Genomic DNA, 25,616 nt, shown 5'->3' on the forward strand with positions numbered 1-25,616 from the left:
TGCGGTGACGCTGACTAACTAAATTAAAATTGCGAGCATAATGACTTTATTAAAATCGAAATTTATCACTCAACTTTGCGGACTTGTGTGTTCCGCCTCAATTTTTGCGGCTAACGCACAGATCTTGCCATCACCTCCTCAAGTTAACGCTAAAGGATATTTTTTAGTTGATTTCACAACAGGCAAAGTCATTGCTGAGGGTGAAGCCGACACCAAATTAGCGCCGGCCAGTTTAACTAAAATGATGACCAGTTATGTGATTGGTACAGAAATGAACGCAGGTAATATTTCTGGCTCAGATATGGTGACTATAAGTGAAAAGGCTTGGGCTAAAAACTTTCCTGAGTCTTCTAAAATGTTCATCGAAGTGGGTAAGCAGGTTAGTGTAGATGATTTAAACCGCGGTATCATCATTCAATCTGGTAATGATGCTTGTGTTGCAATGGCCGAGCATATCGCAGGAAGTGAAAGCGCATTTGCTGATCTTATGAATGCGCACGCTGAGAAGTTAGGTATGACTAATACCCACTTTATCAACAGCCATGGCCTTGATACTGACGAACACTATACAACACCTCGTGATATGGCGACTCTTGGCGCTGCTTTAATCCGTGATGTCCCAGATGAGTATGCACTTTACAAAGAAAAGTCTTTTACATATAACGGCATAAAACAATACAACCGCAACACCTTATTGTGGGATGCAAGCCTTGACGTGGATGGTATCAAAACTGGCCACACCTCAGAAGCAGGTTACAGTCTTGTTACCTCTGCCGTTAAAGACGATATGCGTCTTATCGCGGTTGTAATGGGTACAGCGAGTGAGCGAGCACGTAAAGTAGAAAGCAAGAAACTACTTAACTATGGTTTTAGATTTTTTGAAACCATCACCCCATACAAGGCTGGTGATAGCTTCGCAGAACAACGTATTTGGATGGGTAATAAAGAAACCGTTTCTTTAGGTATTTTGCAAGATACCCCTATTACTATCCCACGTGGACAACGTAAAAACCTAAAAGCGAACTTCGAACTGGATAAAACCTTAGAAGCACCGCTTGCTAAAGGCAGCAAAGTAGGTACATTGTTCTTACAGCTAGAAGGCGAAGAAATTGCTCAGTATCCGCTTGTTACTCTTGAAGAAATCGGCGAAGGCAGTTTCTTTAGCAAAATATACGACTACCTACGTTTACAGATCATGCAATAATTATAAAAGTATAAATAAACGCCTCCTACTGGAGGCGTTTTTTTTTGTCATAAAAATGGTAGAATGCCGCCATTATTCAGGGTTAGAACACTAACTCGATTAGCCAAGCTTGTGATTAATACAAGCAAGTTCCAGTTGTGAGGACACCGTTGTGGTAAAGCCAGTTAAAAATACTAAGTTTGATGAGTACTTAGAATTCCCATGCCCATTCACATTCAAGATTATGGGCGTTGCAAATGTAAACCTGACGGATCAAGTGCTGACGAAACTACAGGCAATCGCACCCGGTGATTATGCACCAAAAGTCAAGCCAAGCAGTAAAGGCACCTATGAATCTATCACCGTTGTAGCAACAGTGACGTCAAAAGAACATATTGAACAGATCTATAATGAAATTGGCTCACTAGAAGACGTACGTTACGTACTGTAACGGACTAAAGAAGTGATTATGAGCCAACATACCGTTATTGTTCGCCAGTTAGGTAGACGTAGCTACGAACCTATTTGGCAAAAAATGCAAAGTTATACCGATCAGCGAGACGACGACAGCGCCGATGAAATCTGGTTGGTTGAGCACCAGCCGGTATTCACTCAAGGTCAGGCCGGTAAAGATGAGCACTTGCTAGCGCCGGGGGATATCCCCGTGATCAAAGTAGATCGGGGTGGTCAAGTAACTTACCACGGCCCAGGACAGCAGATGATGTATGTATTGTTTAATCTGCGACGCTTAAAGATTGGTGTAAGAGAACTGGTAACATGGCTAGAAGAATGTATCATCGATTTTCTAGCTGAGCATAATATCAACGCGTATGCTAAAGCAGATGCACCGGGCGTGTATGTTGGCGAGAGTAAAATAGCGTCATTAGGATTAAGAGTTCGTCGCGGCTGTTCATTTCATGGCCTTGCACTCAATGTAAACATGGATATGTCGCCTTTTTTAAGAATTAATCCATGCGGTTATGCCGGCATGAACATGGTACAAACCAGTGAATTAAATGGCCCAGACTCTATGATTGAGGTTGGCAATGGGCTAGTCAAACACATGTTGAAGCGACTTAATGCGCAACATGTTGAGCAAACTGAAGGGTTTGAAAACGAATGAGTAAACCAGTAAAAATGGAGCCAGGGGTAAAGCTTCGCGATGCTGAAAAAATGGCATTGATCCCAGTAAAAGTACTCCCAACTGAACGACAGGAAATGCTTAGAAAGCCTGAGTGGCTTAAGATCCGCTTGCCTAAGTCAAGCGAGCGTATTGATGGTATCAAGCAAGCAATGCGTAAACATGGCCTGCACTCGGTATGTGAAGAAGCATCTTGCCCTAACCTGTCGGAATGCTTTAACCACGGTACTGCAACCTTTATGATATTAGGGGCTATCTGTACTCGTCGTTGTCCATTTTGCGATGTTGCGCATGGTCGTCCGCTGAAACCTGACGCCGAGGAACCTGAAAAACTCGCCTTAACAATAAAAGACATGAAGTTAAGTTATGTGGTTATCACATCAGTAGACAGAGATGATCTTCGTGATGGTGGTGCACAGCACTTCGCAGACTGTATTACTGCTATTCGTAAACACAACCCAGATATTACCATCGAAATTTTGGTACCAGACTTTAGAGGTCGAATGGAGCGTGCCCTAGAAATTTTAACTCAAACGCCACCGGATGTGTTTAACCACAACCTAGAAACCGCACCACGTTTGTACAAGTTGGCAAGACCTGGAGCGGATTACAAGTGGTCTTTGGAATTGTTACGTCGCTTTAAAGAAGCTCATCCGAACGTTAAAACTAAGTCAGGTTTGATGGTCGGCTTAGGTGAAGAGATGTCTGAAATAGAAGAAGTGTTGCGTGACTTACGTGAACATAACGTAGACATGCTGACTGTTGGTCAATACCTACAGCCTTCAAAACACCATCTTCCAGTTAAGCGTTACGTCCCGCCTGTTGAGTTTGATGCACTAAAAGAGTATGCCGATGAAATTGGCTTTACTCACGCTGCATGTGGGCCATTCGTCCGCTCTAGCTACCACGCAGACCAACAAGCTGCTGGTAAAGAAGTGAAATAACACGATTTCTACTAAAAAAGCGCCTTTTGGCGCTTTTTTTTCATCCGCTCTACCGTGGTAAGACCATTTCAAGGTGGCAAGTTTGCTACATTCTGTTGCTCTATTACTTGCTCGTAAAACATAGATTACAATCGTTAACATTGATTTATGGCAAAACTATTTCAATTTATAACACAGCAGTATATCTTGCTGGACTCTCTCACATACAAAGGGGCATTTTGTGCTTAAAAATAAAACACTGGGGAGTATGCTGATCGTTGCAGGTACGACCATAGGCGCAGGTATGCTAGCGCTTCCGATTGCATCTGCGGGGTTAGGATTTACCACAGCATTAATTCTGATTGTGCTGTCTTGGTTACTAATGACCTATACCGCATTACTCATGCTTGAACTTCACCAGTATGCCAGTGCCGATGCAACATTGAACACCCTAGCAAAATCTATTTTGGGTAAACGCGGCCAATACATTGCAAACTTCTCAATGGTATTTTTATTTTACGCGCTATGTGCGGCCTACATTGCAGGCGGCGGTGCCCAGTTACAAGAGAAAATTAACCACGCGCTGGGTATGCAAGTTGCCCCACAGGTAGGTTCTGTTATTTTAGCCATTGTAGTGGCAACGGTCGTCACCGCAGGCACCAGTACAGTAGACAAACTTAACAAGGTGCTTTTCAGTATTAAGCTTATTGTTTTAGCTAGCCTATTTTATGTTTTAACTCCTTATGTGCATGGCCAACATTTATTAGATATGCCGATTGAACAAGGGCTTGTAATATCTGCTATTCCTGTGGTGTTCACTTCTTTTGGTTTCCATGGCTCCATTCCATCGGTGGTAAAGTATGTGGGCTTAGACATTAAGTCACTGCGCCGCGTAATGATGTTTGGTGCCGCGCTTCCACTGACCATATATGTATTCTGGCAGCTTTTAAGCCAAGGTGTTATGAGCCAACAAAGTTTAATGCAAAGTGAGGGATTAACAGGGTTTGTTAACAACATTTCTAGCATCGCCCACAATCCACACATCACAACTTTCGTAACGATTTTTGCCGACTTGGCCCTCGCCACATCATTTTTAGGTGTGAGCTTAGGACTGTTCGACTTCTTTGCTGACGCATTTAAAAAGGGAAATGGAAGTCTGGATAGAAGTAAAACGGCTTTGATCACCTTCTTACCCCCACTGGGGTTTGCCTTGTTCTACCCAAAAGGCTTTATTATGGCCTTGGGTTATGCAGCCATCGCCTTGGTTATTCTAGCGGTATTTTTACCCGTGGCTATGGTCTGGTCACAACGTCGCCGTGGCACACCAACAACAGGTTATCAGGTAAGAGGCGGCACATTAGGGCTTGCGATGGCCGCACTGTGTGGCATCGTTATCATTGCAGCACAAGGCTTGCAAATGTCAGGGGTTATTCCTTCATTAGGATAAAAAGATCAGACATCACAAAGCAACGATTATTAGTTGCTTTGTGGATTCTGTCTGACTTCAATCGGGTCAGACTCTTGTGGTTTACCTTGTAAGATAGATATTTCTACGCGACGGTTGCGCCGTCTATCTGCATTTGTTTCATTGGGTACCAGCGGACGGGTATCAGCATGGCCTACCACAACTAACCGATTTTTATCAAAGCCAGGGGCTTTGACCATTTCACTGGCAACGGCCACTGCGCGTGTCGCAGATAAATCCCAATTGTTGCTGTACAACTCATTACTGACTTGAAAATCATCGGTATGCCCCGAAACGGTGATTTCACCGGGTACATCCTTCAATAAATCAGCGATTTCTCTAATAACCGGAGTGAACTTGGGTTGTAAAAATGCACTCCCCGATGGAAAAGCCCCATTTTCTTGTATGCGTATAATGATTTGCTGGCCCAATGATTCAAGCTCGATTGCCCCATCCATGATTTGTTTTTCCATCTGCTGAGCAATCTTTTTCACCAACTCATTGACCTGCTCTTGCTCAGCGGCAGCAATAGCTTGCGTCATAGCCTGTTCTTGTGAGGTACTTTGTGAATCACCACCACGTTTATTACCTCGCTGCTCCTGACGCCCCCCTGCGGAGCTTTCCTCACCCGCCTGGAACTCCAACATTTGTTGGGTCATCTCAACAGTCTGCTGCTGAATGGTTTCTATTGGAGTAGGTTCGGGTTTACCCGGAGTGAATTCCATTGCGATGACGCTGGTGCCTTTGGGAATATCTTTAACTTCAATCTTATTTTGTACACCAAATGCGAACTTCATTGAGCCCGCAATCTGCTTGAACTTTAATACGTCCATTTCCGAGAAAGCCAGTAACAGTACAAAAAAGCACATTAATAGCGACATTAAATCAGCAAATGTTCCCATCCAAGCAGGCAGGCCGGGAGGTGGGCATTTACACTCTCTCTCCTCAGAAGACATAGACGCTATTCCTCTTTCTCATGCAGGCGTTTTGATTCTGGTAAGTAATTTTTCAAGATACCTTCTATCACCTTTGGGTTTTGACCATCTTGAATACCCAAAATAGCGTCTAAGATTAGCCTTTGGTTCAATTCTTCTTCGTCTTTACGTAGCCCCAATTTCGATTCAATTGGAATTGCCACAACGTTGGCCAAAAACGCGCCATACAAAGTGGTTAATAGCGCAACCGCCATAGCCGGACCAATTGCTTTTGGGTCATCCATATTAGATAACATAGCAACCAGACCAATTAATGTTCCAATCATCCCCATTGCAGGCGCGATATCACCAAGCTTTTTGAAAAGTAGTGCGCCAGATTCATGACGGCTGGAAGTTAAAGCGATGTCTTTTTGTAGCGTAGCTCTAACGACATCCGCATCGTGTCCATCCACCAACATATCAACCCCTTTGCGCATAAAGGAGTTCGGTATGTCCGCTTCCTCTAGAGCCAAGAACCCACCTTTACGTGCCGAATCAGCCAATTCAACCGCTTTTTCTATCAACTCTTCAGGTGTCTCAATTTTGAACATGAAGGCTTTACCAACAACTTTACCTATGGCAAAAAACTTAGACATAGAAAAGTTTGCTAATACGATAAACAATGAACCGCCAAACACTATGACGCCTGAAGCCGCATCGGCAAACATGATTATTTCACCGTCACTACTCATGAACATGGACATAATAATCAGGCCTATTGCGCCCAGGATCCCAATTACGGTTGCTAAATCCACATACCCTCCAGAGAGTCTTATCTATTCTAAATTATTGCTCAGGTACCATTGCCAAAAGGCATTCAAAACACATGCCATTATTATTGAAATGAGGCAAAGCGTTTAGTAAGTGTTTGTTTATCGGCAAGCTACTGAATATCTTAAGTCAATTATATTAAAAAGCACCGAAATTGCGAGCCACTCTTTGGTACAAAACCTATCACTGTGTGCAACAGTATCGCAAAATAGTCCTGCAAACTTTGACCTCGCACTACATTGGCCCTAGAATTGGGCTCTTAAATTCATTTAGTCTTAAAATTGGTTAGGTACGAGACATCATCATGGCAACAAAAAAACCAGAAAATCTGAGTTTTGAAGAAGCAATGGCCGAATTAGAGGGGATTGTTCACTCTATGGAGCAAGGTTCGCTGACTCTGGAACAATCGCTTAAGCAATTTGAACGTGGCATCGCACTGGCAAATTCTTCAACCAGTAAGCTGCAACAAGCCGAGCAAAAAGTCTCTATTCTTATGGCCAATGATACGCAAAGTGAAACCGTACCATTTCAAGGTGACGTGGAATAGACCGTGCAATTACAGGAGCAACTACAAAATACACAGGAGCGTTTAGCTGCATTTATCGCTAATTATTTTGCGCGACCTTTGGACACCGATGAGACCGTTAAGGCTGCAACTTACTACAGTATCAATAATGGTGGTAAAAGACTGAGGCCTTTTTTAGTGTACGCGACAGGTAAAATGTTTGGTGCAACTATTGAAGACTTAGATGTGGCTGCCGCTGCGATTGAATGCGTTCACAGTTATTCGTTGGTACATGACGATTTGCCCGCGATGGATGACGACGATTTACGTCGTGGTAAGCCTACCTGCCACATTGCTTTTAATGAAGCACAGGCTATTCTCGCAGGTGATGCGTTGCAAACTTTGGCATTTGAACTGCTTAGTGAGCATCGCTTTAAGGTCCCCCCTGAGCAACAAATCAAGATGATCAACACACTGGCACACGCTGCGGGGTTACAAGGCATGATTGGCGGTCAGGCGCTTGATTTAGCGGGGACCGACCAAGTAATATCTCTCGCTGAATTGGAACGAATTCATCGCTTAAAAACCGGTGCTCTGCTAGGTTCAGCCATTGAGCTTGGCGCGCTGTGTGCTCCTAGTGTCAGCGAAGATACCTTTAACGCCTTACGTCGCTATGCAGAGAATATTGGTTTAGCTTTTCAAGTGCAGGACGATATTCTTGATGTTGAAGGGGACACTGAATCCTTGGGTAAGCCCAAAGGTTCTGATATTGAGAACAAAAAATCCACCTATCCCGCATTACTAGGTTTGGATGGTGCCAAGCAAAAAGCCAGTAGCTTAATTCAGCAAGCGCTGAAAGCCTTGGAAGATATAGATCAAGATACTGAAATTCTGGCCAGTTTAGCCCACTACATCATTGAACGTAACCATTAAAATTCGTTTTCTTAATCTAAGTTCATGACAAATTAATGGCTAATTTGCATAAAATAAATAAAATTAACAGCAGGCTTTGTATATAATTGTGCGAAGTTTGCGTAGGACACATAATCGATACGATGAAATTGGATAGTAGCAAGTACCCCTTATTAACTTTGGTTGATGAACCAAAGCAACTGCGACAGTTACCGCAGCACAAACTTAGCACGCTCAGCGATGAACTGAGAGATTACTTATTAAACTCAGTGTCGCAAAGCAGCGGTCATTTCGCTTCAGGTTTAGGCACAGTAGAGCTCACCGTTGCTTTGCATTATGTTTATAACACACCTGAAGATCGCCTTATCTGGGATGTTGGTCATCAAGCCTATCCACATAAAATTCTGACGGGCCGTCGCAGTAAGATTCACACCATCCGTCAAAAAGATGGTTTACACCCATTCCCTTATAGAGAAGAAAGTGAATACGACACATTCAGTGTTGGCCACTCAAGTACCTCTATTTCTGCGGCGCTGGGCATGTCTATAGCCGCACAAAAAGAGGGTAAGGGTAGAAAAACCGTCGCTGTGATCGGTGATGGTGCCATTACCGCGGGTATGGCATTTGAGGCCATGAACCATGCTGGCGATATAAAGTCAGATATGCTGATAGTGCTCAATGACAATGAAATGTCTATCTCTGAGAATGTGGGCGCATTAAACAATCACTTTGCGCGTATTCTATCGGGTAGCTTCTACACCAGTATCCGTGAAGGGAGTAAAAAGCTTCTATCAGGTGTTCCTCCGGTCAAGGAGCTGGCCAGTCGTATGGAAGAGCACCTTAAAGGTATGGTCATACCGGGTACTTTCTTCGAAGAGTTGGGCCTTAATTATATCGGTCCGATTGATGGCCATGACGTGAATATGTTGGTCGATACACTACGTAATATGCGTAATTTGAAAGGCCCTCAGCTACTGCATATCAAAACCCAAAAAGGGAAAGGCTATAAGCCCGCCGAAGCTGACCCAATTGGTTATCATGCTGTGCCAAAATTCGATCCAAGCGTGCATAGTTTACCCAAATCAAAACCGGGCGCGCCAACCTTCTCAAAGGTATTTGGTGACTGGCTATGTGATGAGGCTGCTGATGATAAAAGGCTAATGGCAATCACACCAGCCATGCGTGAAGGTTCTGGCATGGTGCGTTTCTCTAAAGAGTATCCTGAGCAATATTTTGATGTCGCTATTGCTGAACAACATGCTGCAACACTCGCTGCTGGATTCGCATGTGAAGGGTTAAAACCCGTAGTTGCCATCTATTCGAGTTTCTTACAGCGCGCTTATGACCAATTGATCCACGACGTAGCGTTACAAAACTTGCCTGTGCTGTTTGCGATTGACCGTGCAGGTGTCGTTGGCGCTGATGGCGAAACCCATCAAGGAGCCTATGACTTAAGCTTTATGCGTTGTATCCCCAATATGGTTATCATGGCACCTAGTGACACCAATGAGTGCCGTCAGATGCTCCACACAGGCTATCACTATGATGGCCCAGTAGCAGTGCGCTATCCGAGAGGCAGCGCTGGTGATGCTGACGTACAAGTCGCCATGCAAAAGCTTCCTATCGGCAAAGCTAATCTGCTAAGAAGTGGTCAGAAAGTTGCGATTCTCAACTTTGGTACCCTGTTGCACAATGCAAAACTTGCTGCCGAGCAGTGCGATACAACGCTGGTTGATATGCGTTTTGTGAAACCTCTTGATACTGAGTTATTAACTGAGCTGGCAAAAACACACGAGCACTTTGTGACGCTTGAAGACAATGCAATCGCTGGCGGTGCAGGTAGTGCAGTCAGTGAGTTTTTTGCAACCATTTGGGTGACACCTAAAGTCACTCACCTTGGCTTGCCTGATGAGTTTATCAAGCATGGTACGCAAGATGAGATGCACGCTCAGATGAACCTTGATGAACAAGGTATTTTGCAAAAAGTGCAAAAGCTAGTATAAAAAAGGAGCATATGCTCCTTTTTTTATCTCTAGGCCGCTGCCAATGGAAAAGCAATTTAAAACGTTTCGAGAGTTTTACCCGTATTATTTACAACAACACCAAAACTCTTGGTGTCGATTGTGCCACTATTTGGGCAGTACAATGGTGATTGCAACTTGTCTTATCGCATTGTACTGGCAAAGTGCTTGGTATTTACTGCTAGCACCTGTATTTGGCTATGGATTTGCTTGGGTAGGCCATTTTGTATTTGAACATAATCGACCTGCCACTTTTACTCATCCCTTTTACTCGTTACTTGCGGATTGGGTAATGTATTGGCGTTGGCTAACAAGGCAAAGTTAACGCATCCACACTTTAACTTCAGCTAATCCATTGCTTTGTAACACTTCCAGTTGAGATTCAACATTGCTGCTTTGTTCAAATTCAAAGGCATCCAGTTGATCATCAAATATAATCGTCGCCGCCCCATCACCACCACGTTGTTTTACCTGATGCAGCGCGATATCAGCCAGATTTACCGATGCCTCCCAGCCAATCACCTGTCCCCCCAACAAAGGCAGAGGATACAGCGACCAGCCCATGGATATACTCATCGACATCGACTTACCATTTGGCAGCATAAAGTCAAAATTCGCCACCGCTTTACATAGCTCTCTGGCGTAGCTATCAACATCATCACGTTTAAAATCACGCAATAGAAGTAAAAACTCATCGCCACTCCAGCGTGCAACATAGTCTGACCCCTGCGTTCTTGAATTCAGCAACGCCGCCATCTGCTGCAAACAGCTATCACCACCAATGGGGCCATAAGCGTCATTAACTTTGCTGAATTTATCAATATTTAGGATCATCAACACTAAGCTTTTATTTTGCTGCTGCAAAGACTGTGCGTTGCGCTGAAAATGCTCAACATCTTTGGGTAACTGATCGAATAAGAAACGACGGCTGCGCAAACCTGTTAGCTCATCTGTATGACTGACCAGCTTTAACTGAGTGTTGACCTGATTGAGTTTTTCATTCGCTTTTCTCAGCTCTGTAGTGCGTTCAGCTACCAAGTCCTCCAGCGCCTGATGTTTGCGTCGCTCCTGTGCTCTGAAGACCCAAAATATCAAATAGAACAAGAAGGCAAATCCACAAGTGATCAGCAATCTAAAGTACATGGTTTCGTCAAAGCGCCTAGGGATTGCAATGTCGACTCGCTTAGAAGTAGCAGCCTGCCAGTCTTGCCCTCGCCTTTTCGCCTGTAACTCAAATACATATGAACCTGGCGACAAGTTGGTATAAATAGCATCTTGGCGGTTTGGCGTTTCTCGCCAATCACCACTTGTCATACCGTTGCTCAGTAGCCGATATCTAAACTCGATGCTTTGCGGAGCATAAAAGTCAATTGCGGTATACTGCACGGTCAGATCACGCTCTGAGGTATCAAGAAAAATTTTATCTTGTAGTGCTTTACCCGCAATACGGCGCTCTGGTGTAAATATGGCTTCCAGTTTTAACATCAGCTCATCCGAGCCAAATAACTGCATATTTTTAGGTATTCTTACCACACCTTGGGAGCTTGGATACCAAATAGCGTCCATCGTTTCCATTACCGCATCATGGCCAAAACCTGAGCAGCAACGACTCGCTTTACCGTCTAGCTGTCTATCAAATTGGCTGATAACCTGATCAACCTTTAGATTGGTGATTGGACCTTTGAACTGCCCAACCGGCATCCGATAAACACCCTTTTTAGTGCCAACCCACACCTGACGCAGCTGTTTGTCAAAGTATAGCGATGTAATAGAGCCATATGGCAGGCCATTTGACGCGTCTAGCTGATACCATTGACCCGCGGCGGTTCGATAGAATAGTCCATCACTCCAAGAACCTATTAAGGTCGCAACATCTTGAATGTGGAAGATGCTGGTGATATATGCTGTTTCTAATGAAGTTTGGCCACCCAGTTTTTCGATACCACGTTCGTTATAGCGATATGCGCCTTTATTCGTGCCAATAAAACCAAATGTAGGGAAATCGACCACGAAGGTGACAAACTGACTACCTAAAAATGTGTTGTAGTTGAATGGGGTCAGTTCAGAGTATTCAAGTCGGTATAGACCACGCCCCGTACCAAACCATAACCCACCTTCATTAGAGGGGCTGATAGAAAAAACAGGGTTTTGTCTTAACTCTCGATGGGGCAAACTGCGCAATTCACCCCGTTCATAAGCTAAAACGCCTCTGTCGGTGCCCATCAACAGAACGTCTCCCTGAAATTCTAGATCATTCACGGTAAGGCGCTGCAAGCGGTTCATATCAATCACTTGTTGATACTGGTTGCTCTCATCCAAGACGCCAACACCATAGCGATTCGCCACCCAAATTTTGCCATTGGGTGCACGGGTAATCGCAGTGATCCCTTGGTTTACGTCGTTACCCACTGAGTAACGTTCTACTTTTCCTGCATGTGCAAACCACAACCCTTCATTTAGGCTTGCCAACCAAATATTATTTTCTCTGTCTTTGAAAATATCTGAAAACCATACGCTTTGTTCGGAAAGCACCGGACGCACGGATTGCCACTCGCCTCGGCCCTCTCTAAACATCAAATTATTGGAAGTCGACACCCAAACGCCACCTTCACCATCACTCATGAACTTGTAAACAGCGGTGTTACCAATTTCATCGTAACGACGTAGTACTTCGTCAATATCTAGGAAATATGCACCTAATTCAGTGGCTAAAAACAAACGGCCATCTATCCAAGCCAAGTCGTGTAGTATGGTTTGCGCTAGCTGTTGTGGCAGTGATAAACGACTAGATAATTCCAGTCTAAATGCGTTTTCAGTAGATGAACTCGATTGCTTAATTTTAAGAAGATGGCGCTCATTGACAAGCCAAATACCGTCTGATGCCAAAGCCATTTTAGTTACAGCCCCGACTATCTGATTGATTCTAACTACTGATAGTTTGCGAGACTGAACTGACGTGCCACTAGCGACAGATAGACTAGCATGGGAAATATAATGCAAACCATTTGCTGCAACCCAAATACTGCCCTGTTGGTCTTCTAATAAGTCCCTTACTGGCCCTTGTATATCCAGTGATTCTACTTCCAAAGTTTGCGGGTCTAAGCGATGTACGCCACGGCGAGTACCTACCCATAGCATCCCATCCCTTCCAACCAACAACTTGTGGATAGCATTAGAACGCAGAAAATCGGTGTTTTGTGTGGTGAGATTGGTAAACTTCTGACCATCAAAGCGACTCAAACCAAACTGAGTCGCCAGCCAAATATACCCTTGTTTATCTTGTGTAATGCTTTTAATAGACTGAGAAGGCAGGCCGTTTTGTAAGTTCCATTGCTTGACCACATAATCGTTAATTGAAGCCTGTGCAAAGTGCGCAATTAAGCTCACCGCCACTACAAATACTAACCTTAACATTCTGTCCATAGTTGACACTATTTTCTGCCTAATATCAGCCCGTTAAAACACCAGTTTTAAACAAAGCCTGTACACAAATCAATGAAAAAATACCCGCAAGTACATCATCGACCATAATTCCAAAGCCGCCATGTAACCTTTTATCGAGCATTTTTATCGGTCCAGGTTTTACAATATCAAAAAATCGAAACAATAAAAAACCCACAATCAAAGATTGCCAGCTCAATGCGGCCCCCAACATAGTAATATAAAAGCCCGCCACTTCATCCCAAACAATAGCTGGATGATCATGAACTTGTACATCTCTGGCGGTTTGCCCACACACCCACAGACCAAACACACTGATGACAATGGCAAATACGACCTGTAACCACAATGGATAACTTGCGGTAATAAAAATAAACGGTAACGCACCTAGCGTACCAAAAGTGCCAGGCGCAACGGGGGACAATCCCAAACCAAAACCTAAACCAAAAAACTGATGGGGGCGCTTAAGATCAAATTTATACTGCTTAGCCAAAGCTACTCCTAGCTAAAATGTTCATAACCAATATCGGGAAATGGCCATGTCTGGTTGTGGTAAAGTAATTCTAACTTGCCGTCATTATTAATAATTTGCCCAATACATACCGGTTCTACACCATACTGCTGTAACTTGGCTTCAAGCAAATTCTTATTATCGTCACTAACGGTGAATAGCAATTCATAATCATCACCGTAGGCTAGCGCCAATTTAAGACGCATATTATCGTCACTGATACTGTTCAATGCTTCTGATGTCGGCACTTTATCGGCGTGAATCACAGCACCCACACCGGATTGACGAAGAATGTGTGATAGGTCAGCTAATAAGCCATCCGAAATATCTATAGCAGAGGTTGCCGTGCCTCTTAGGACTTGACCTGCTGCCACTCTAGGTGAAGGAAAGTTAAAACGCTCTGTGGCGTTTTTTAAATGTTCAGGTGCTATATCCCAACCCTGTTTACGCGCTTCAATCGCAAGGCCTGAATCTCCTAGCGGCCCTGTAACATAAATCCAGTCACCAATTTTGGCCCCAGAGCGAGTCAAAGCTTTACCTTTGGGCACAATACCTTTAGCACATACCGTAATGGTCAATGGCCCTTGAGTCGTATCTCCACCTATAATCTGTACATTATAGTATTCGGCGATATCGTGCATTCCTTCGGTAAACTCTTCCAGCCACTGCTGGTCGATGCTTGACAATGTCAGCCCTATCGACACCCAAGCAGGTTCAGCACCCATTGCTGCAAGATCACTTAAATTAACCGCTAAAATACGGTGGCCTAAAGCGCGTGGAGGAATATCAGCAAAAAAATGTACACCTTCTACTAAGGTGTCGGTTGTCACTGCTAATTGGCAGTTGTCTGGCACGCTTATCAACGCACAGTCATCGCCAATCCCCAAATCAACATCACGGCGAGTAATCCCCCTACCTGTGAAATAGCGATTGATGAGTTCAAATTCCTTCATATACAAAAAAGCCGGCCAACGCCGGCTCTCCTTTATTTGGCCTTACTTGCGAATGTCTTTTACGGCTTTATCTAAGACACCATTTACAAACTTATGGCTGTCTTCCGCACCAAACATTTTTGCCAATTCAATACCTTCATTGATAGCAACTTTATACGGTACATCTTCTCTGAACTTAAGTTCATAAGCACTCACTCTTAGTACCGCTCTTTCCACTTCATCTAAATCATCGAAAGGTCGTGACAAGTGTGGTTTTACAATCTCATCAAGCTGCTTTTGATTTACCGCTACACCACGCGCCAAATCTTTGAAGTATTCAACGTCGACTTTAGATACATCATTTTCGATCAACATTTGCTGTTCGATGTCGGCGATTGGGTTACCGCTTAATTGCCAAGAATAAACGGCTTGTAAAGCCAATATACGTGCCTTACGTCTTGCTGCTGGTTTCACAGAGGATCCTCTTAAATTTGCTCTAGCACGTTAACCATTTCTAAAGCGCCAAGTGCAGCTTCGCCGCCCTTATTGCCCATTTTGGTGCCCGCACGTTCAATGGCTTGCTCGATGCTTTCAGTGGTTAGTACGCCAAATGCAACTGGGATATCATAGTCTAGTGATACGCTTGCCAGACCTTTATTTGACTCATTTGCAACTAAATCAAAATGAGGCGTACCACCACGGATGATAACACCTAAAGCAATGATCGCATCAAACTGCTTTTTCATCGCAATACGTTTAGCTGCTAGAGGTAACTCAACGGCACCCGGTACGTAAACAACCGTGATATCTTCATCACTTACGCCACCCGTACGCTTTAGCTCATCTACCGCACCTTCAAGCAGGCTTTTACCGATAAAGTCGTTAAAACGAGAAATAACAATGGCAAATTTCTTGCCCGGTGCATATTTGTTACCTTCAATAATGTTCATTAGATGATCCTAATCTTATAAATACCAACGCTGAAGCATGTACCGAATTCTCGGTCCAGCAATTGCCAAATTGGGGCGCATGATAGCACAATTTTAACTATCCCCAAACAACTTAAAACGGGCCTGAATTGGGCCCGCTTGCTTGTAACTTTTATCGTCTTATTGCGGTTCTACGTAATCGACAACTTCTAAATGGAAACCTGATAAAGCGTGATACTTTTTCGGCATGCTCATCAGTCGCATTTTTTGAATGCCCAGATCCGCTAAAATTTGTGATCCCACGCCCACTGTACGAGACGTTCCTTGGAATTTACGAACGTTTACTTGTTCACCCTGATCTTGCGCGGCAAATGCTTTAACCATCGCTTCGATTTCTGAACTTTGTTCTTGTTTGCCAAGTACCACCAATACACCCTTGTGTTCACTGATATATTGCATCGCACTGTGCAGGCTCCAACTTCTTTCGGCACCGCGATCTGAAAGCAAAATGTCATTGAAGGTGCTTTGTAGATGCACACGAACCAAGGTGGTATCACCTGGTTTTACCTCACCTTTGACTAACGCATAATGTAGTTGATTGTCGATAGTGTCTTTGTAAGTCACTAAGTCAAACTCACCATACTCAGTAGGCAACTTACATTGAGCAACCTTCTCAATCGTGGTTTCATTGAGGTTTCGGTATTCAATTAAGTCCGCAATAGTCCCTATTTTAATATTGTGTTCTTGCGCAAAGACTTCTAACTGAGGACGGCGCGCCATGGTGCCATCTGGGTTTAAGATCTCCACAATCACAGAAGCAGGCTCTAGTCCGGCTAAACGGGCTAAATCACACCCAGCTTCTGTATGCCCTGCTCGCGTTAATACTCCGCCAGGTTGCGCCATAATTGGGAAAATGTGACCCGGTTGGACGATATCTTCAGGTTGCGCTCCTTTGGCGACTGCGGCTTGAACAGTGCGTGCTCTATCTGCTGCAGAAATACCTGTTGTCACCCCTTTGGCGGCCTCAATGGATAAGGTGAAATTGGTCGAGAATTGAGCGCCGTTATTACGTACCATAAGAGGTAAATCTAGTTGTTTACAGCGCTCTTGCGTCATCGTCAAACAAATTAAGCCACGGCCATAAGTGGCCATAAAGTTGATCGCATCTGCTGAAATATGTTCGGCGGCAATGATCAAGTCACCTTCATTCTCACGGTCTTCATCGTCCATTAAGATGACCATTTTACCGGCTTTAATGTCATCGATAATTTCTTGTGCGCTGTTTAAATTCATAATCTACCTATCTGATTAAGGTTTTGGGGTTATTTTATAAAGCCCGCTTTGGCTAACAAACTGGCTGTGAGAGTAGACTCGTTAGCCTGGGGTTGTGCTCCTAGCACCAAACGCTCTAAATAACGGGCTATTTGATCGACTTCTAAGTTGACCTGACTGCCCACCTTTAGGTCAGCAATGGTCGTTTCTTGTGCCGTATGGGGCACAATTGTAAGTTTAAACTGCTGGCCTTTGACTTCATTGACGGTCAAACTGATCCCATCAATCGCAACAGAACCCTTATGAGGAATATATTTCATCAACTCCGCTGGCGCTTCTAGCCAATATTCTGTTGCCCGCGCATTGCTCTCAATTGCACTTACAGTTGCGATACCGTCAACATGACCGGAAACAAGGTGGCCTCCCAAGCGCGAGATCGGCTGCAAGGCCTTTTCTAAATTAACTTTCTGGCCAGTTTTATAATGAGCAAACTGAGTGAGTTTAATCGTCTCATTTGAAAGGTCAGCGCGAAATCCGTCTTTGAACTTTTCGACAACGGTTAAACATACGCCATTAGTCGCAATGCTGTCGCCTAGGTTTACATCGCTCATATCCAAGTCAGAACTGCTGACACGAACAACTAAGTCGCCCTGCGCAGCTCTTAACTCGCTTAATGTACCTGTTGCTTCAATAATACCTGTAAACATATTGCCTCTTAAATTAGCAAGTTTTAGCCGTTATACGAATGTCATCGCCTATTGTGGTCACATCAGTGAACGCTAACTGAGTTACATCATCCATTAGGGTTATTTCAGGTAAATGAAATAAACTTTTCCCCTGATGACCGATTAGTTTGGGCGCTAAATATACCACATATTCGTCTATGAGTTGTTGCTGTGCAAACACCCCCGCTAGGGTTGCACCGGATTCCAACCACACGTGATTTATGCCACGATTTGCCAAGTGTTCCAGCGCAGTTCGACAAGGCACTTTGCCATGCTCTGCATCAAGCTTAATTTGCTCTACAAAATGAGGCCATTGGTGTTTATTATCAAGGTGTGTTCGAAAAATTATTAGCGGTGCATCTATCTGAAATAGCGCCAGATCAGGAGTTAAGCGGTTTTGCGAGTCGATGATAACTCTGACAGGTTGCCTCAAGGTATGGCCCTGTGGTAACTCAATATCACACTCATGCGCTCGCACGTTGAGCTTGGCATCATCCATAATCACCGTATCTGCGCCTGTTAAAACTGCACAGCTTTGCGCTCGAAAATGTTGTACATCACGGCGCGCTAACGGACCTGTAATCCACTTACTCTGACCATTTTTTAGTGCTGTTTTACCATCCAAACTGGCGGCAAGTTTGCAAGTAACATAAGGAAGACCTTGTTCCATGCGCTTTAAGAAGCCTCGATTCAACGCTCGCGCTTCTTCTTCAAGTAAACCATAAGCCGTTTCGACACCGGCTTGTTGCAACATGGCCAGACCTCTGCCTGCGACTTTAGGGTTGGGGTCCACCATAGCGGCAACCACTCGGTGAACTCCGGCGTTAATCAAACCTTCTGCACAAGGGGGTGTGCGGCCATGATGACTACAAGGCTCAAGTGTGACGTACGCAGTCGCCCCCGCCGCTTTATCTGCTGCTTGACGCAAAGCATATACTTCCGCATGAGCATCGCCAGCACGTTGGTGATAACCTTGACCGACGATTTGGTTATCTCTGACAATGACACATCCAACATTAGGATTGGGCGTGGTAGTAAAACGCCCCTTCTTCGCCAGTTCAATCGCCATGGCCATGTAGTGATGATCTTGTTCACTGAACATAGTTAATCACCCAGCCTCGCAATTTCCTCACCGAATTCTCTAATGTCTTCAAATGAACGATAAACAGAGGCAAATCGCACATACGCCACTTTATCGAGCTTTTTTAACGCTTCCATTATACATTCACCAATGAGATGACTGGGTACTTCACGCTCTCCTGTGGCCCGGATCTTTGATTTTATTTCATGGATAACTTCATCTATTTGTTCTGTACTGACGGGACGCTTTTCCAGAGCTCGGGCGAGCCCGTTGACCAGCTTATCTTCATTAAACGGCTCACGAGAGCCATCTTGTTTGATCACTCTAGGCATAACCAATTCAGCGCCTTCAAAGGTAGTGAAGCGCTCATGGCATTCAATACACTCACGGCGTCTTCTAACCTGATGGCCTGAACTCACTAAACGAGAATCGATTACTTTGGTATCTTTGGCAGTACAAAAAGGACAGTGCATATTAGTTCACTTTAGAAATCTTACGAAAAAGGCCGCTATAGCGGCCTTCATAATAACAAAAAATGCTGTTTTGTGCGTAAAATTATGCGTAAACAGGTAATTTTGCACAGATTGCTTTTACTTTCTCTTTTACTTGCGCTTGTACAGACTCATCATTGATGTTGTCTAGTACGTCACAGATCCAGCCAGCTAATTCTTTTGATTCTGCTTCTTTGAAGCCACGACGCGTGATGGCAGGAGAACCAATACGTAAACCTGAAGTAACGAACGGAGAACGCGGATCGTTAGGTACTGAGTTTTTATTAACTGTGATATTAGCACGGCCCAGTGCAGCATCTGCGTCTTTACCAGTAATATCTTTGTCGATTAAATCAAGTAAGAATAAATGGTTGTCTGTTTTACCCGATACCACTTTGTAGCCACGCTCTTGTAATACCGCAACCATAGCTTGTGCATTTTTAACAACTTGCTTCTGGTACTCAGTGAACTCAGGCTGTAATGCTTCTTTAAATGCAACCGCTTTTGCAGCAATAACATGACATAGAGGACCACCTTGGCCGCCAGGGAATACCGCGCTGTTTAGCTTTTTATAGATGTCTTCATCATTACAAGCTGAAATAATCAAACCACCACGAGGGCCTGCTAAGGTCTTGTGTGTAGTTGTCGTTACAACGTGAGCGTGTGGTACTGGGCTTGGGTAAACACCAGCTGCAACCAAACCGGCAACGTGTGCCATATCTACCAGTAAATAAGCGCCAACTTTGTCTGCGATTTCACGGAACTTAGCCCAGTCAACAATACCTGAGTAGGCCGAGAATCCACCAATGATCATTTTAGGCTTATGCTCAAGCGCAAGTGCTTCTACTTGCGCATAGTCAATCTCGCCAGTTTCTTCGTTCAAACCATACTGAATTGCATTGTATGTTTTGCCTGAAAAGTTAACGTGTGAGCCGTGTGTTAAGTGACCACCATGCGCTAAGCTCATGCCTAATACAGTGTCATGTGGCTGAAGTAGCGCTTGGAATACCGCAGCATTAGCCTGTGAACCTGCGTGAGGTTGAACGTTCGCGTAGTTTGAACCAAACAACTCATTGGCACGGTCTATCGCCAGTTGCTCAACGACATCAACGTACTCACAGCCACCGTAGTAACGCTTACCAGGGTAACCTTCCGCGTATTTATTCGTTAACTGAGACCCCTGTGCTTCTAGTACTCGCGGGCTACAGTAGTTTTCAGAAGCGATAAGCTCAATGTGCTCTTCTTGGCGCGTAGTTTCTTGCGCGATCGCTTTTGCTAATTCAGGGTCAAAATCTGCAATGTTCATGTTACGTTCTAACATGGGGTCTCCTAGGTGCACGTAAGGTATAAAAAGCCATATTGTACGCTCTAATGCGTATCATGCCTACGATCTTGGCATGAGCATATTTAAACAGGGATTGAATTTATTTCACAGTGTTAATGTAATGATATTTTTTTATTTTAACATTTGTTTTTTTTATGAGTTCAGAGAGTGGAATTAACAATTTTAATATTAACATCAGGTGAGACCGCATTCAGTCACCACCTGACGTCGCATTTTAACTATAGTAATTTAGCAAAAATTGCCGCTTTGAGTTGCTCATAATCGGCAGTCATTGGTTGTGCTAAACATGCTTTATCTAATGCACTTTGTAACACTTCAGGCATATCAATTTGCTGTGCTAGCACTTGTTCTACCGACTCTTTGAATTTTGCCGGATGGGCAGTTGCCAAAAATACACCTGTGCTTTTTGCATCTTTATCTAAGTTTAAGCCTTCGTAAGCTATCGCCGTATGTGGTTCAGCAATATACCCATTTGCGGCAATTTCTCTCATCACTTCTTGTGTACGTTGCTCACTGACACAACGTGAATAAAAATCATGTTTAGCAAATTTACCACTGTCCAACATAGTTTGAACACGAGGCCAATTATTAGGTTTACTCACATCCATTGCATTAGATAATGACTCAAGGGTTGCATTCGGTGACCATTCACCGGATTCAATATAGCGTGGCACTGTATCATTTTGGTTAGTTGTCGCAGAAAGCTTATCCACTGGCAAGCCGATTACTGACGCTATCATTGCCGCACAAACATTACCAAAGTTACCGCTTGGTACAGATACATGAACCGTCGCTCGCTGGTCTTTTGGTAATTGCGCCAATGCTTCGAAGTAGTAACATACCTGAGCCAATAAACGACTAATATTGATTGAATTAGCTGAGTTTAAGCCCAGCTTTTCTTTCACTTCGTCATCTAAGAAGGCTTGCTTTACTAGCGCCTGACAATCATCAAAGCTCCCCGCTACGGCATAGCAATGGATATTGTTGCCTAAAGTCGTAAACAATTTTTGCTGAGCCAGTGAAATTTTGCCCTCGGGATACAAAATAACAACGTCAACATTTGGCTTATTGTAAAAGGCGTGAGCTACTGCCGCTCCAGTGTCACCACTCGTTGCGGTTAAAATTGTTACGCGCTCTCCCTGATTGAACAGGCCAATACATTCCGCCATAAAACGCCCACCAAAGTCTTTAAATGCCAATGTTGGGCCATGAAAGAGCTCTAAACAGTAATTTTTTTCATCTACCTTTACTAACTCGACTGGAAAGTTGAAGGCGCGTTTAACCATGTCTGCCAATGTATCTTTAGGCAGTTCATCGCCAATAAGGTGTGACAATATCTGTGTGCTACGCTCAACAAAAGGTAAATCTAGCAAAGCATTGACATCACTTAGCGGCGCCAAATCCGTTGGGAAAAACACCCCTTGATTGCGCCCGAGTCCTGTTTTTACCGCTTCTGTAAACGATACTTTTTGCTTATCATCTTTTAAATTAACCAATTGCATTTTTATTTAGCTCCTTGAGAAACGACACGAGTACCTAAGTTATCGAGTTTACAGATATGGCTGAAGCCATGTTCATTTATATAATGTTGCTCAAGCCATTGTTGGCATTGCTGAGCATCTTCGAGTGATTTACAAATCGCAAATAATGTCGGCCCTGCGCCTGAAATACTGACCAGTTCAGCCCCAAACTCAGGTAATGCAGCTTTTGCATCGCTAAATCCTGAAATTAAATCCTGACGATGAGGTTCTGCTAAGTCATCTTGCATCAAGCCTAAGGCCTCATCAAAACGACCACTTTGCATGAGCAAGCAAAAACTTGAAAGCCGCTGTGCGAATTCTATCGCGCTATGCATCGACAACTGCTTAGGCAATACACCACGCGCTTTAGAGGTATTTAAGGCAAAACCGGGGTAAGCCGCTACATAGTACCAACGTTCATCGACTGGTAACGCCAGCGCTTTATTAGGCACGATATCGGCCGTCAGCTGCAACCCTCCTAAATAACAAGGAGTAATGTTGTCGTAGTGACGACCTCCACTAACTTTACCTTCAAAGTCGGCCATCAATTCAATCATCGCTTCTTGCGACAACTGGGTGCCAGCAAATTGATCCAATGCTGCGAATGTCGCCACCACTGAACAAGCACTGGACCCCAACCCCGAACCAATCGGCAAACGCTTGTCTAGCGTTAAAGCGGCGGGCGGCATGCCTGGTGCGACATGTTCTCTAAAATGAAGCAAACATTGATAAGACAAGTTTTCATGGGCATCACCTGGTAATTTTTCCGCATAGGGACCAGAGCAAGTAAAGCTATCCTGCTCCGAGTGCTCAATATGCACAACATCCCCTAACAATGAACCATCTATGGGTGCCAAAGCGGCACCCAGCGAATCAAAACCAACACAAAAATTACCAACCGAGGCAGGCGCATAAATAGAGATCATTTGTACTTCCTCACTCTATAAAGTTTTAAGAATATCGGCAAATACACCCGCTGAAGTTACCTCAGCGCCTGCACCATAACCACGGATCACAAATGGACGTGGCTGATAATATTGACTTAAAATTGCTAAAGCGTTCTCTCCGTCACGAATATCATAAAGTGCATGTGCTTTGTCTACTGCTTCAATGCCTACGCGGCAACGGCCATTTTCAATACTACCAACGTAACGTAATACTTTACCCTCATTGGCTGCACTTTGAATTTTGTCGGCGAAGCTGGCATCAAGCTCAGGCAGACGTGCCATAAACTCATCAACAGAAGTTCCGGGGGCGAAATCGTCAGGTACAACGGATTCCACTTCAATATCACTGAGCTCAAGTTGCAATCCTGATTCGCGGGCGATGATCAGGAGTTTCCTTGCTACGTCAGTGCCTGATAGGTCGTCTCTTGGGTCTGGCTCTGTAAAGCCGTTGCTTTTTGCTTTTGCTGTCGCTTCAGAAAGGCTCAAACCGTCTTGCAAAGCGCCGAACATATATGACAGCGACCCAGATAAAATACCATTAAATGATAACAGCTCGTCGCCCGCACCAAATAACAACTGTAAGTTGTCTAATACAGGCAAACCAGCCCCTACGTTCGTCTCGTACAAAAACTTTCTTTGCTTGCGCTGCGCCGCCAAAGTGAGCGCTTGATAGTATTCATAACTACCGGTATTGGCTTTCTTATTGGCAGCTACCACATGGAAACCAGCATTCAAAAAGTCAACGTATTGATCGGCAAGATACTGAGATGAAGAACAGTCTACCAAGACTGGGTTTATCAAATGATTTGCTTTGACGAACTCTTCAACTCGCTGCAAAGTAAATCCTTGCTGCTGGTTTGCCAATTCTGCCTGCCATGAATCAAACGGCACACCGTCGGCGTTTAGGTATAGTTGCTTAGAATTGGCGACGCCATAGAGATTAAGCTTGATGTTGCGCGCTTCGAGCCAAGTCTGTTGCTTTTCTAGTTGCTTGATAAGCTCTTGACCCACAAGGCCACAACCAAGTAAGAAGACGTCGATTGAAGGTATATGGGTAAAAAAGTTCTCGTGACACACCTTCACCGCATCATTACAACGTGCGCCATCTATCACCGCAGAAATTGCGCTTTCTGTGGAATCTTGAGCAATTGCGACGATATTGAGTTGCGCCTGTGCCAGCGAGGCAAAGAATTTTGCAGCAAGTCCCTTATGGGCTTTCATGTTATCACCCACCAGTGTCACAATTGCCAACTCACGCTGCACTTGAACTGGCTCAATCAAACCCGCTTGCGATTCAAGTTCAAAGGCTTGCTCTAGCGCATTCAATGCCAAATCTAAATCCGACTCATGGACGCAAAAACTGATACTAAATTCGCAAGAAGATTGAGTGATTAAAACAATGGATACATTGTCATTTGCCAACGCGCCAAATACGCGAGCAGCCATGCCAACTTTACCCTTCATCCCCGGTCCAGAGACAGTTAACATGGCTAAGTTTTCTAAACTAGATAGCGCTTTTACAGCTTCATCACCGCGTCGCTCGTTACTTATTACAGAACCTGCAACATCCGGGTTGTGGGTATTTTTGATTTCACAAGGTACAGAGAACTTAGCACAAGGAAGGATGGTTTTTGGATGCAGTACCTTGGCACCAAAATACGATAGCTCCATCGCTTCTTTATATGATAACCAGTCAATTTTGCTGGCCTTTTTGATAAAACGAGGATCGGCGTTATATACCCCATCTACATCAGTCCAGATTTGACAGACTTCGGCGCGTAAACACGCAGCGGCAATCGCGGCTGAATAATCTGAGCCATTACGACCTAGCGTAGTGAGCTCGCCACGTACATTACTTGCAGTGAAACCAGGCATGATGTAGTACTTACTTGGGTTTGCATTCATCGCCTCAACAAACTTGGTCTGGCTCAGCTGTAAATCCACTTCGGCATCTAAGTAACCACCGTGGCTAACAATACAGTCGCTGGCTTCAAGGTATGCTGCTTGTGAGGCACCTAGCATAGTTTGCATAAGTGCAACACTGATTCGTTCACCAAAACTGATAACATAAGCTCGCACTGAATCAGGACAGTTTTGTAGCATTTTTACCCCAGCCAGCTTTTCGGCAAGGCTAGATAAAGCGGGCCAATGAGCCACTTCGCCATAAAGCTTTTGAACTTGTTCAAGCAAAGCGAGTGCTCGATTTTCAAGTCGCAACCATTGTTCGCTATAGTCTTGCCCTTGTTCAGCTAGGTCAACCAGCTCCACAAGTTGGTCTGTCATACCGCCCGGTGCTGACAGTACAACCAAAGCTTCCGCCCCTGCTTGATTAAGGATCAAGCTGTGAACTTGCTTAAGACATTCAAAATCAGCTAGTGACGAACCACCGAATTTCAAAACACGCATTGTTATTTTCCTCATTCCTAAAACGAAAAAAGGCCTGTGTTCGTAGTGAACACAGGCCTTTTTCAAATACGCACCGACCTATGCCACTATCCAGAATGGATGGTGGTTGTAATAATGGTCG

General features: G+C 44.3%; 24 protein-coding genes. 9 read left to right on the forward strand and 15 right to left on the reverse strand.

Annotated elements, in window-relative coordinates; translation table 11 throughout:
• Positions 1 to 40 precede the first annotated feature (40 nt).
• From C2M32_RS14385 to C2M32_RS14405, 5 genes are all read left to right on the forward strand, one after another.
• Positions 41 to 1,204, forward strand: a complete 1,164-nt coding sequence (locus C2M32_RS14385) for a serine hydrolase (RefSeq protein ID WP_105169007.1) — start codon at positions 41 to 43, stop codon at positions 1,202 to 1,204.
• A 151-nt stretch (positions 1,205 to 1,355) separates the two neighbouring features.
• Positions 1,356 to 1,634 (forward strand): DUF493 family protein YbeD, encoded by a 279-nt coding sequence (ybeD, locus tag C2M32_RS14390; RefSeq protein ID WP_105169008.1) that lies wholly within the window; start codon positions 1,356 to 1,358, stop codon positions 1,632 to 1,634.
• A gap of 18 nt (positions 1,635 to 1,652) precedes the next feature.
• Positions 1,653 to 2,306 carry a lipoyl(octanoyl) transferase LipB gene (gene lipB / locus C2M32_RS14395; protein WP_105169009.1) on the forward strand — a complete coding sequence of 218 codons (654 nt, stop codon included), beginning with the start codon at positions 1,653 to 1,655 and terminating at the stop codon, positions 2,304 to 2,306.
• On the forward strand, positions 2,303 to 3,268 hold the full coding sequence (gene lipA / locus C2M32_RS14400; RefSeq protein ID WP_105169010.1) for a lipoyl synthase: 966 nt from the start codon (positions 2,303 to 2,305) through the stop codon (positions 3,266 to 3,268). The genes lipB and lipA overlap by 4 nt, the downstream gene beginning before the upstream one ends.
• 220 nt (positions 3,269 to 3,488) lie before the next feature.
• Positions 3,489 to 4,694: an aromatic amino acid transport family protein gene (locus C2M32_RS14405; protein ID WP_105169011.1), complete on the forward strand. Its 1,206-nt coding sequence runs from the start codon at positions 3,489 to 3,491 to the stop codon at positions 4,692 to 4,694.
• A 29-nt stretch (positions 4,695 to 4,723) separates the two neighbouring features.
• Here the strand turns inward: C2M32_RS14405 and C2M32_RS14410 are convergent, their stop codons facing one another.
• Positions 4,724 to 5,668 (reverse strand): flagellar motor protein MotB, encoded by a 945-nt coding sequence (locus C2M32_RS14410; protein ID WP_105169012.1) that lies wholly within the window; start codon positions 5,666 to 5,668, stop codon positions 4,724 to 4,726.
• Positions 5,669 to 5,673: 5 nt separating this feature from the next.
• Positions 5,674 to 6,441, reverse strand: coding sequence for a flagellar motor protein PomA (gene pomA / locus C2M32_RS14415; protein WP_105169013.1), 768 nt, complete (start codon positions 6,439 to 6,441; stop codon positions 5,674 to 5,676).
• A gap of 320 nt (positions 6,442 to 6,761) precedes the next feature.
• Between pomA and C2M32_RS14420 the strand changes: the two genes are divergently transcribed.
• The 4 genes from C2M32_RS14420 to C2M32_RS14435 all read left to right on the forward strand — a co-directional run bounded on the left by C2M32_RS14420 (position 6,762) and on the right by C2M32_RS14435 (position 10,220).
• Positions 6,762 to 7,004: an exodeoxyribonuclease VII small subunit gene (locus C2M32_RS14420; protein WP_105169014.1), complete on the forward strand. Its 243-nt coding sequence runs from the start codon at positions 6,762 to 6,764 to the stop codon at positions 7,002 to 7,004.
• Between the two features lie 3 nt (positions 7,005 to 7,007).
• Positions 7,008 to 7,895, forward strand: a complete 888-nt coding sequence (gene ispA, locus C2M32_RS14425; protein ID WP_105169015.1) for a (2E,6E)-farnesyl diphosphate synthase — start codon at positions 7,008 to 7,010, stop codon at positions 7,893 to 7,895.
• Positions 7,896 to 8,017: 122 nt separating this feature from the next.
• On the forward strand, positions 8,018 to 9,877 hold the full coding sequence (gene dxs / locus C2M32_RS14430; RefSeq protein WP_105169016.1) for a 1-deoxy-D-xylulose-5-phosphate synthase: 1,860 nt from the start codon (positions 8,018 to 8,020) through the stop codon (positions 9,875 to 9,877).
• Between the two features lie 43 nt (positions 9,878 to 9,920).
• Positions 9,921 to 10,220, forward strand: coding sequence for a DUF962 domain-containing protein (locus C2M32_RS14435; protein WP_105169017.1), 300 nt, complete (start codon positions 9,921 to 9,923; stop codon positions 10,218 to 10,220).
• On the opposite strand, the gene C2M32_RS14440 is transcribed toward C2M32_RS14435, so the two are convergent.
• The 13 genes from C2M32_RS14440 to thrA all read right to left on the reverse strand — a co-directional run bounded on the left by C2M32_RS14440 (position 10,217) and on the right by thrA (position 25,495).
• Entirely contained in the window at positions 10,217 to 13,309 is a 3,093-nt protein-coding gene (locus C2M32_RS14440) for a ligand-binding sensor domain-containing diguanylate cyclase (protein ID WP_105169018.1), read from the reverse strand. The genes C2M32_RS14435 and C2M32_RS14440 overlap by 4 nt on opposite strands.
• A 34-nt stretch (positions 13,310 to 13,343) precedes the next feature.
• Positions 13,344 to 13,829 carry a phosphatidylglycerophosphatase A family protein gene (locus tag C2M32_RS14445; RefSeq protein WP_105169019.1) on the reverse strand — a complete coding sequence of 162 codons (486 nt, stop codon included), beginning with the start codon at positions 13,827 to 13,829 and terminating at the stop codon, positions 13,344 to 13,346.
• A gap of 8 nt (positions 13,830 to 13,837) precedes the next feature.
• Complete coding sequence (thiL, locus tag C2M32_RS14450; protein WP_105169020.1) at positions 13,838 to 14,800, reverse strand: thiamine-phosphate kinase; 963 nt, start codon at positions 14,798 to 14,800, stop codon at positions 13,838 to 13,840.
• 42 nt (positions 14,801 to 14,842) lie between these two features.
• Positions 14,843 to 15,253, reverse strand: a complete 411-nt coding sequence (gene nusB, locus C2M32_RS14455) for a transcription antitermination factor NusB (RefSeq protein ID WP_105169021.1) — start codon at positions 15,251 to 15,253, stop codon at positions 14,843 to 14,845.
• Between the two features lie 11 nt (positions 15,254 to 15,264).
• On the reverse strand, positions 15,265 to 15,729 hold the full coding sequence (ribH, locus tag C2M32_RS14460) for a 6,7-dimethyl-8-ribityllumazine synthase (RefSeq protein ID WP_070993251.1): 465 nt from the start codon (positions 15,727 to 15,729) through the stop codon (positions 15,265 to 15,267).
• Positions 15,730 to 15,888: 159 nt separating this feature from the next.
• Complete coding sequence (ribBA, locus tag C2M32_RS14465; protein WP_105169022.1) at positions 15,889 to 17,001, reverse strand: bifunctional 3,4-dihydroxy-2-butanone-4-phosphate synthase/GTP cyclohydrolase II; 1,113 nt, start codon at positions 16,999 to 17,001, stop codon at positions 15,889 to 15,891.
• A gap of 29 nt (positions 17,002 to 17,030) precedes the next feature.
• On the reverse strand, positions 17,031 to 17,687 hold the full coding sequence (locus C2M32_RS14470; protein WP_105169023.1) for a riboflavin synthase: 657 nt from the start codon (positions 17,685 to 17,687) through the stop codon (positions 17,031 to 17,033).
• Positions 17,688 to 17,700: 13 nt separating this feature from the next.
• Positions 17,701 to 18,807 (reverse strand): bifunctional diaminohydroxyphosphoribosylaminopyrimidine deaminase/5-amino-6-(5-phosphoribosylamino)uracil reductase RibD, encoded by a 1,107-nt coding sequence (ribD, locus tag C2M32_RS14475; RefSeq protein WP_105169024.1) that lies wholly within the window; start codon positions 18,805 to 18,807, stop codon positions 17,701 to 17,703.
• Between the two features lie 2 nt (positions 18,808 to 18,809).
• Positions 18,810 to 19,259 (reverse strand): transcriptional regulator NrdR, encoded by a 450-nt coding sequence (nrdR, locus tag C2M32_RS14480; protein WP_070993255.1) that lies wholly within the window; start codon positions 19,257 to 19,259, stop codon positions 18,810 to 18,812.
• Between the two features lie 82 nt (positions 19,260 to 19,341).
• Positions 19,342 to 20,598, reverse strand: coding sequence for a serine hydroxymethyltransferase (gene glyA / locus C2M32_RS14485; protein ID WP_105169025.1), 1,257 nt, complete (start codon positions 20,596 to 20,598; stop codon positions 19,342 to 19,344).
• Positions 20,599 to 20,840: 242 nt separating this feature from the next.
• Entirely contained in the window at positions 20,841 to 22,124 is a 1,284-nt protein-coding gene (gene thrC / locus C2M32_RS14490) for a threonine synthase (protein WP_105169026.1), read from the reverse strand.
• 2 nt (positions 22,125 to 22,126) lie between these two features.
• A complete protein-coding gene (gene thrB, locus C2M32_RS14495) occupies positions 22,127 to 23,068 on the reverse strand; it encodes a homoserine kinase (protein ID WP_105169027.1) in 942 nt (313 codons plus the stop codon).
• A gap of 15 nt (positions 23,069 to 23,083) precedes the next feature.
• The gene (gene thrA, locus C2M32_RS14500) at positions 23,084 to 25,495 is read right to left on the reverse strand and encodes a bifunctional aspartate kinase/homoserine dehydrogenase I (protein ID WP_105169028.1); all 2,412 of its coding nucleotides are present in this window, start codon (positions 25,493 to 25,495) and stop codon (positions 23,084 to 23,086) included.
• Positions 25,496 to 25,616 lie beyond the last annotated feature (121 nt).

The sequence above is a fragment of the Pseudoalteromonas sp. T1lg23B genome (assembly GCF_002964665.1).
In the GTDB taxonomy this organism is placed as follows: domain Bacteria; phylum Pseudomonadota; class Gammaproteobacteria; order Enterobacterales; family Alteromonadaceae; genus Pseudoalteromonas.

Coding starts and splice junctions, on each gene's coding strand:
- lipB (WP_105169009.1), top strand. CDS start 1,653: ATGAGCCAACATACCGTTATTGTTCGCCAGTTAGGTAGACGTAGCTAC.
- thiL (WP_105169020.1), bottom strand. CDS start 14,800: ATGAAGGAATTTGAACTCATCAATCGCTATTTCACAGGTAGGGGGATT.
- thrA (WP_105169028.1), bottom strand. CDS start 25,495: ATGCGTGTTTTGAAATTCGGTGGTTCGTCACTAGCTGATTTTGAATGT.
- C2M32_RS14440 (WP_105169018.1), bottom strand. CDS start 13,309: ATGTTAAGGTTAGTATTTGTAGTGGCGGTGAGCTTAATTGCGCACTTT.
- C2M32_RS14410 (WP_105169012.1), bottom strand. CDS start 5,668: ATGTCTTCTGAGGAGAGAGAGTGTAAATGCCCACCTCCCGGCCTGCCT.
- C2M32_RS14385 (WP_105169007.1), top strand. CDS start 41: ATGACTTTATTAAAATCGAAATTTATCACTCAACTTTGCGGACTTGTG.
- ribD (WP_105169024.1), bottom strand. CDS start 18,807: ATGTTCAGTGAACAAGATCATCACTACATGGCCATGGCGATTGAACTG.
- glyA (WP_105169025.1), bottom strand. CDS start 20,598: ATGTTAGAACGTAACATGAACATTGCAGATTTTGACCCTGAATTAGCA.
- C2M32_RS14435 (WP_105169017.1), top strand. CDS start 9,921: ATGGAAAAGCAATTTAAAACGTTTCGAGAGTTTTACCCGTATTATTTA.
- C2M32_RS14470 (WP_105169023.1), bottom strand. CDS start 17,687: ATGTTTACAGGTATTATTGAAGCAACAGGTACATTAAGCGAGTTAAGA.
- dxs (WP_105169016.1), top strand. CDS start 8,018: ATGAAATTGGATAGTAGCAAGTACCCCTTATTAACTTTGGTTGATGAA.
- ribH (WP_070993251.1), bottom strand. CDS start 15,729: ATGAACATTATTGAAGGTAACAAATATGCACCGGGCAAGAAATTTGCC.
- thrC (WP_105169026.1), bottom strand. CDS start 22,124: ATGCAATTGGTTAATTTAAAAGATGATAAGCAAAAAGTATCGTTTACA.
- ribBA (WP_105169022.1), bottom strand. CDS start 17,001: ATGAATTTAAACAGCGCACAAGAAATTATCGATGACATTAAAGCCGGT.
- nrdR (WP_070993255.1), bottom strand. CDS start 19,259: ATGCACTGTCCTTTTTGTACTGCCAAAGATACCAAAGTAATCGATTCT.
- lipA (WP_105169010.1), top strand. CDS start 2,303: ATGAGTAAACCAGTAAAAATGGAGCCAGGGGTAAAGCTTCGCGATGCT.
- C2M32_RS14420 (WP_105169014.1), top strand. CDS start 6,762: ATGGCAACAAAAAAACCAGAAAATCTGAGTTTTGAAGAAGCAATGGCC.
- thrB (WP_105169027.1), bottom strand. CDS start 23,068: ATGATCTCTATTTATGCGCCTGCCTCGGTTGGTAATTTTTGTGTTGGT.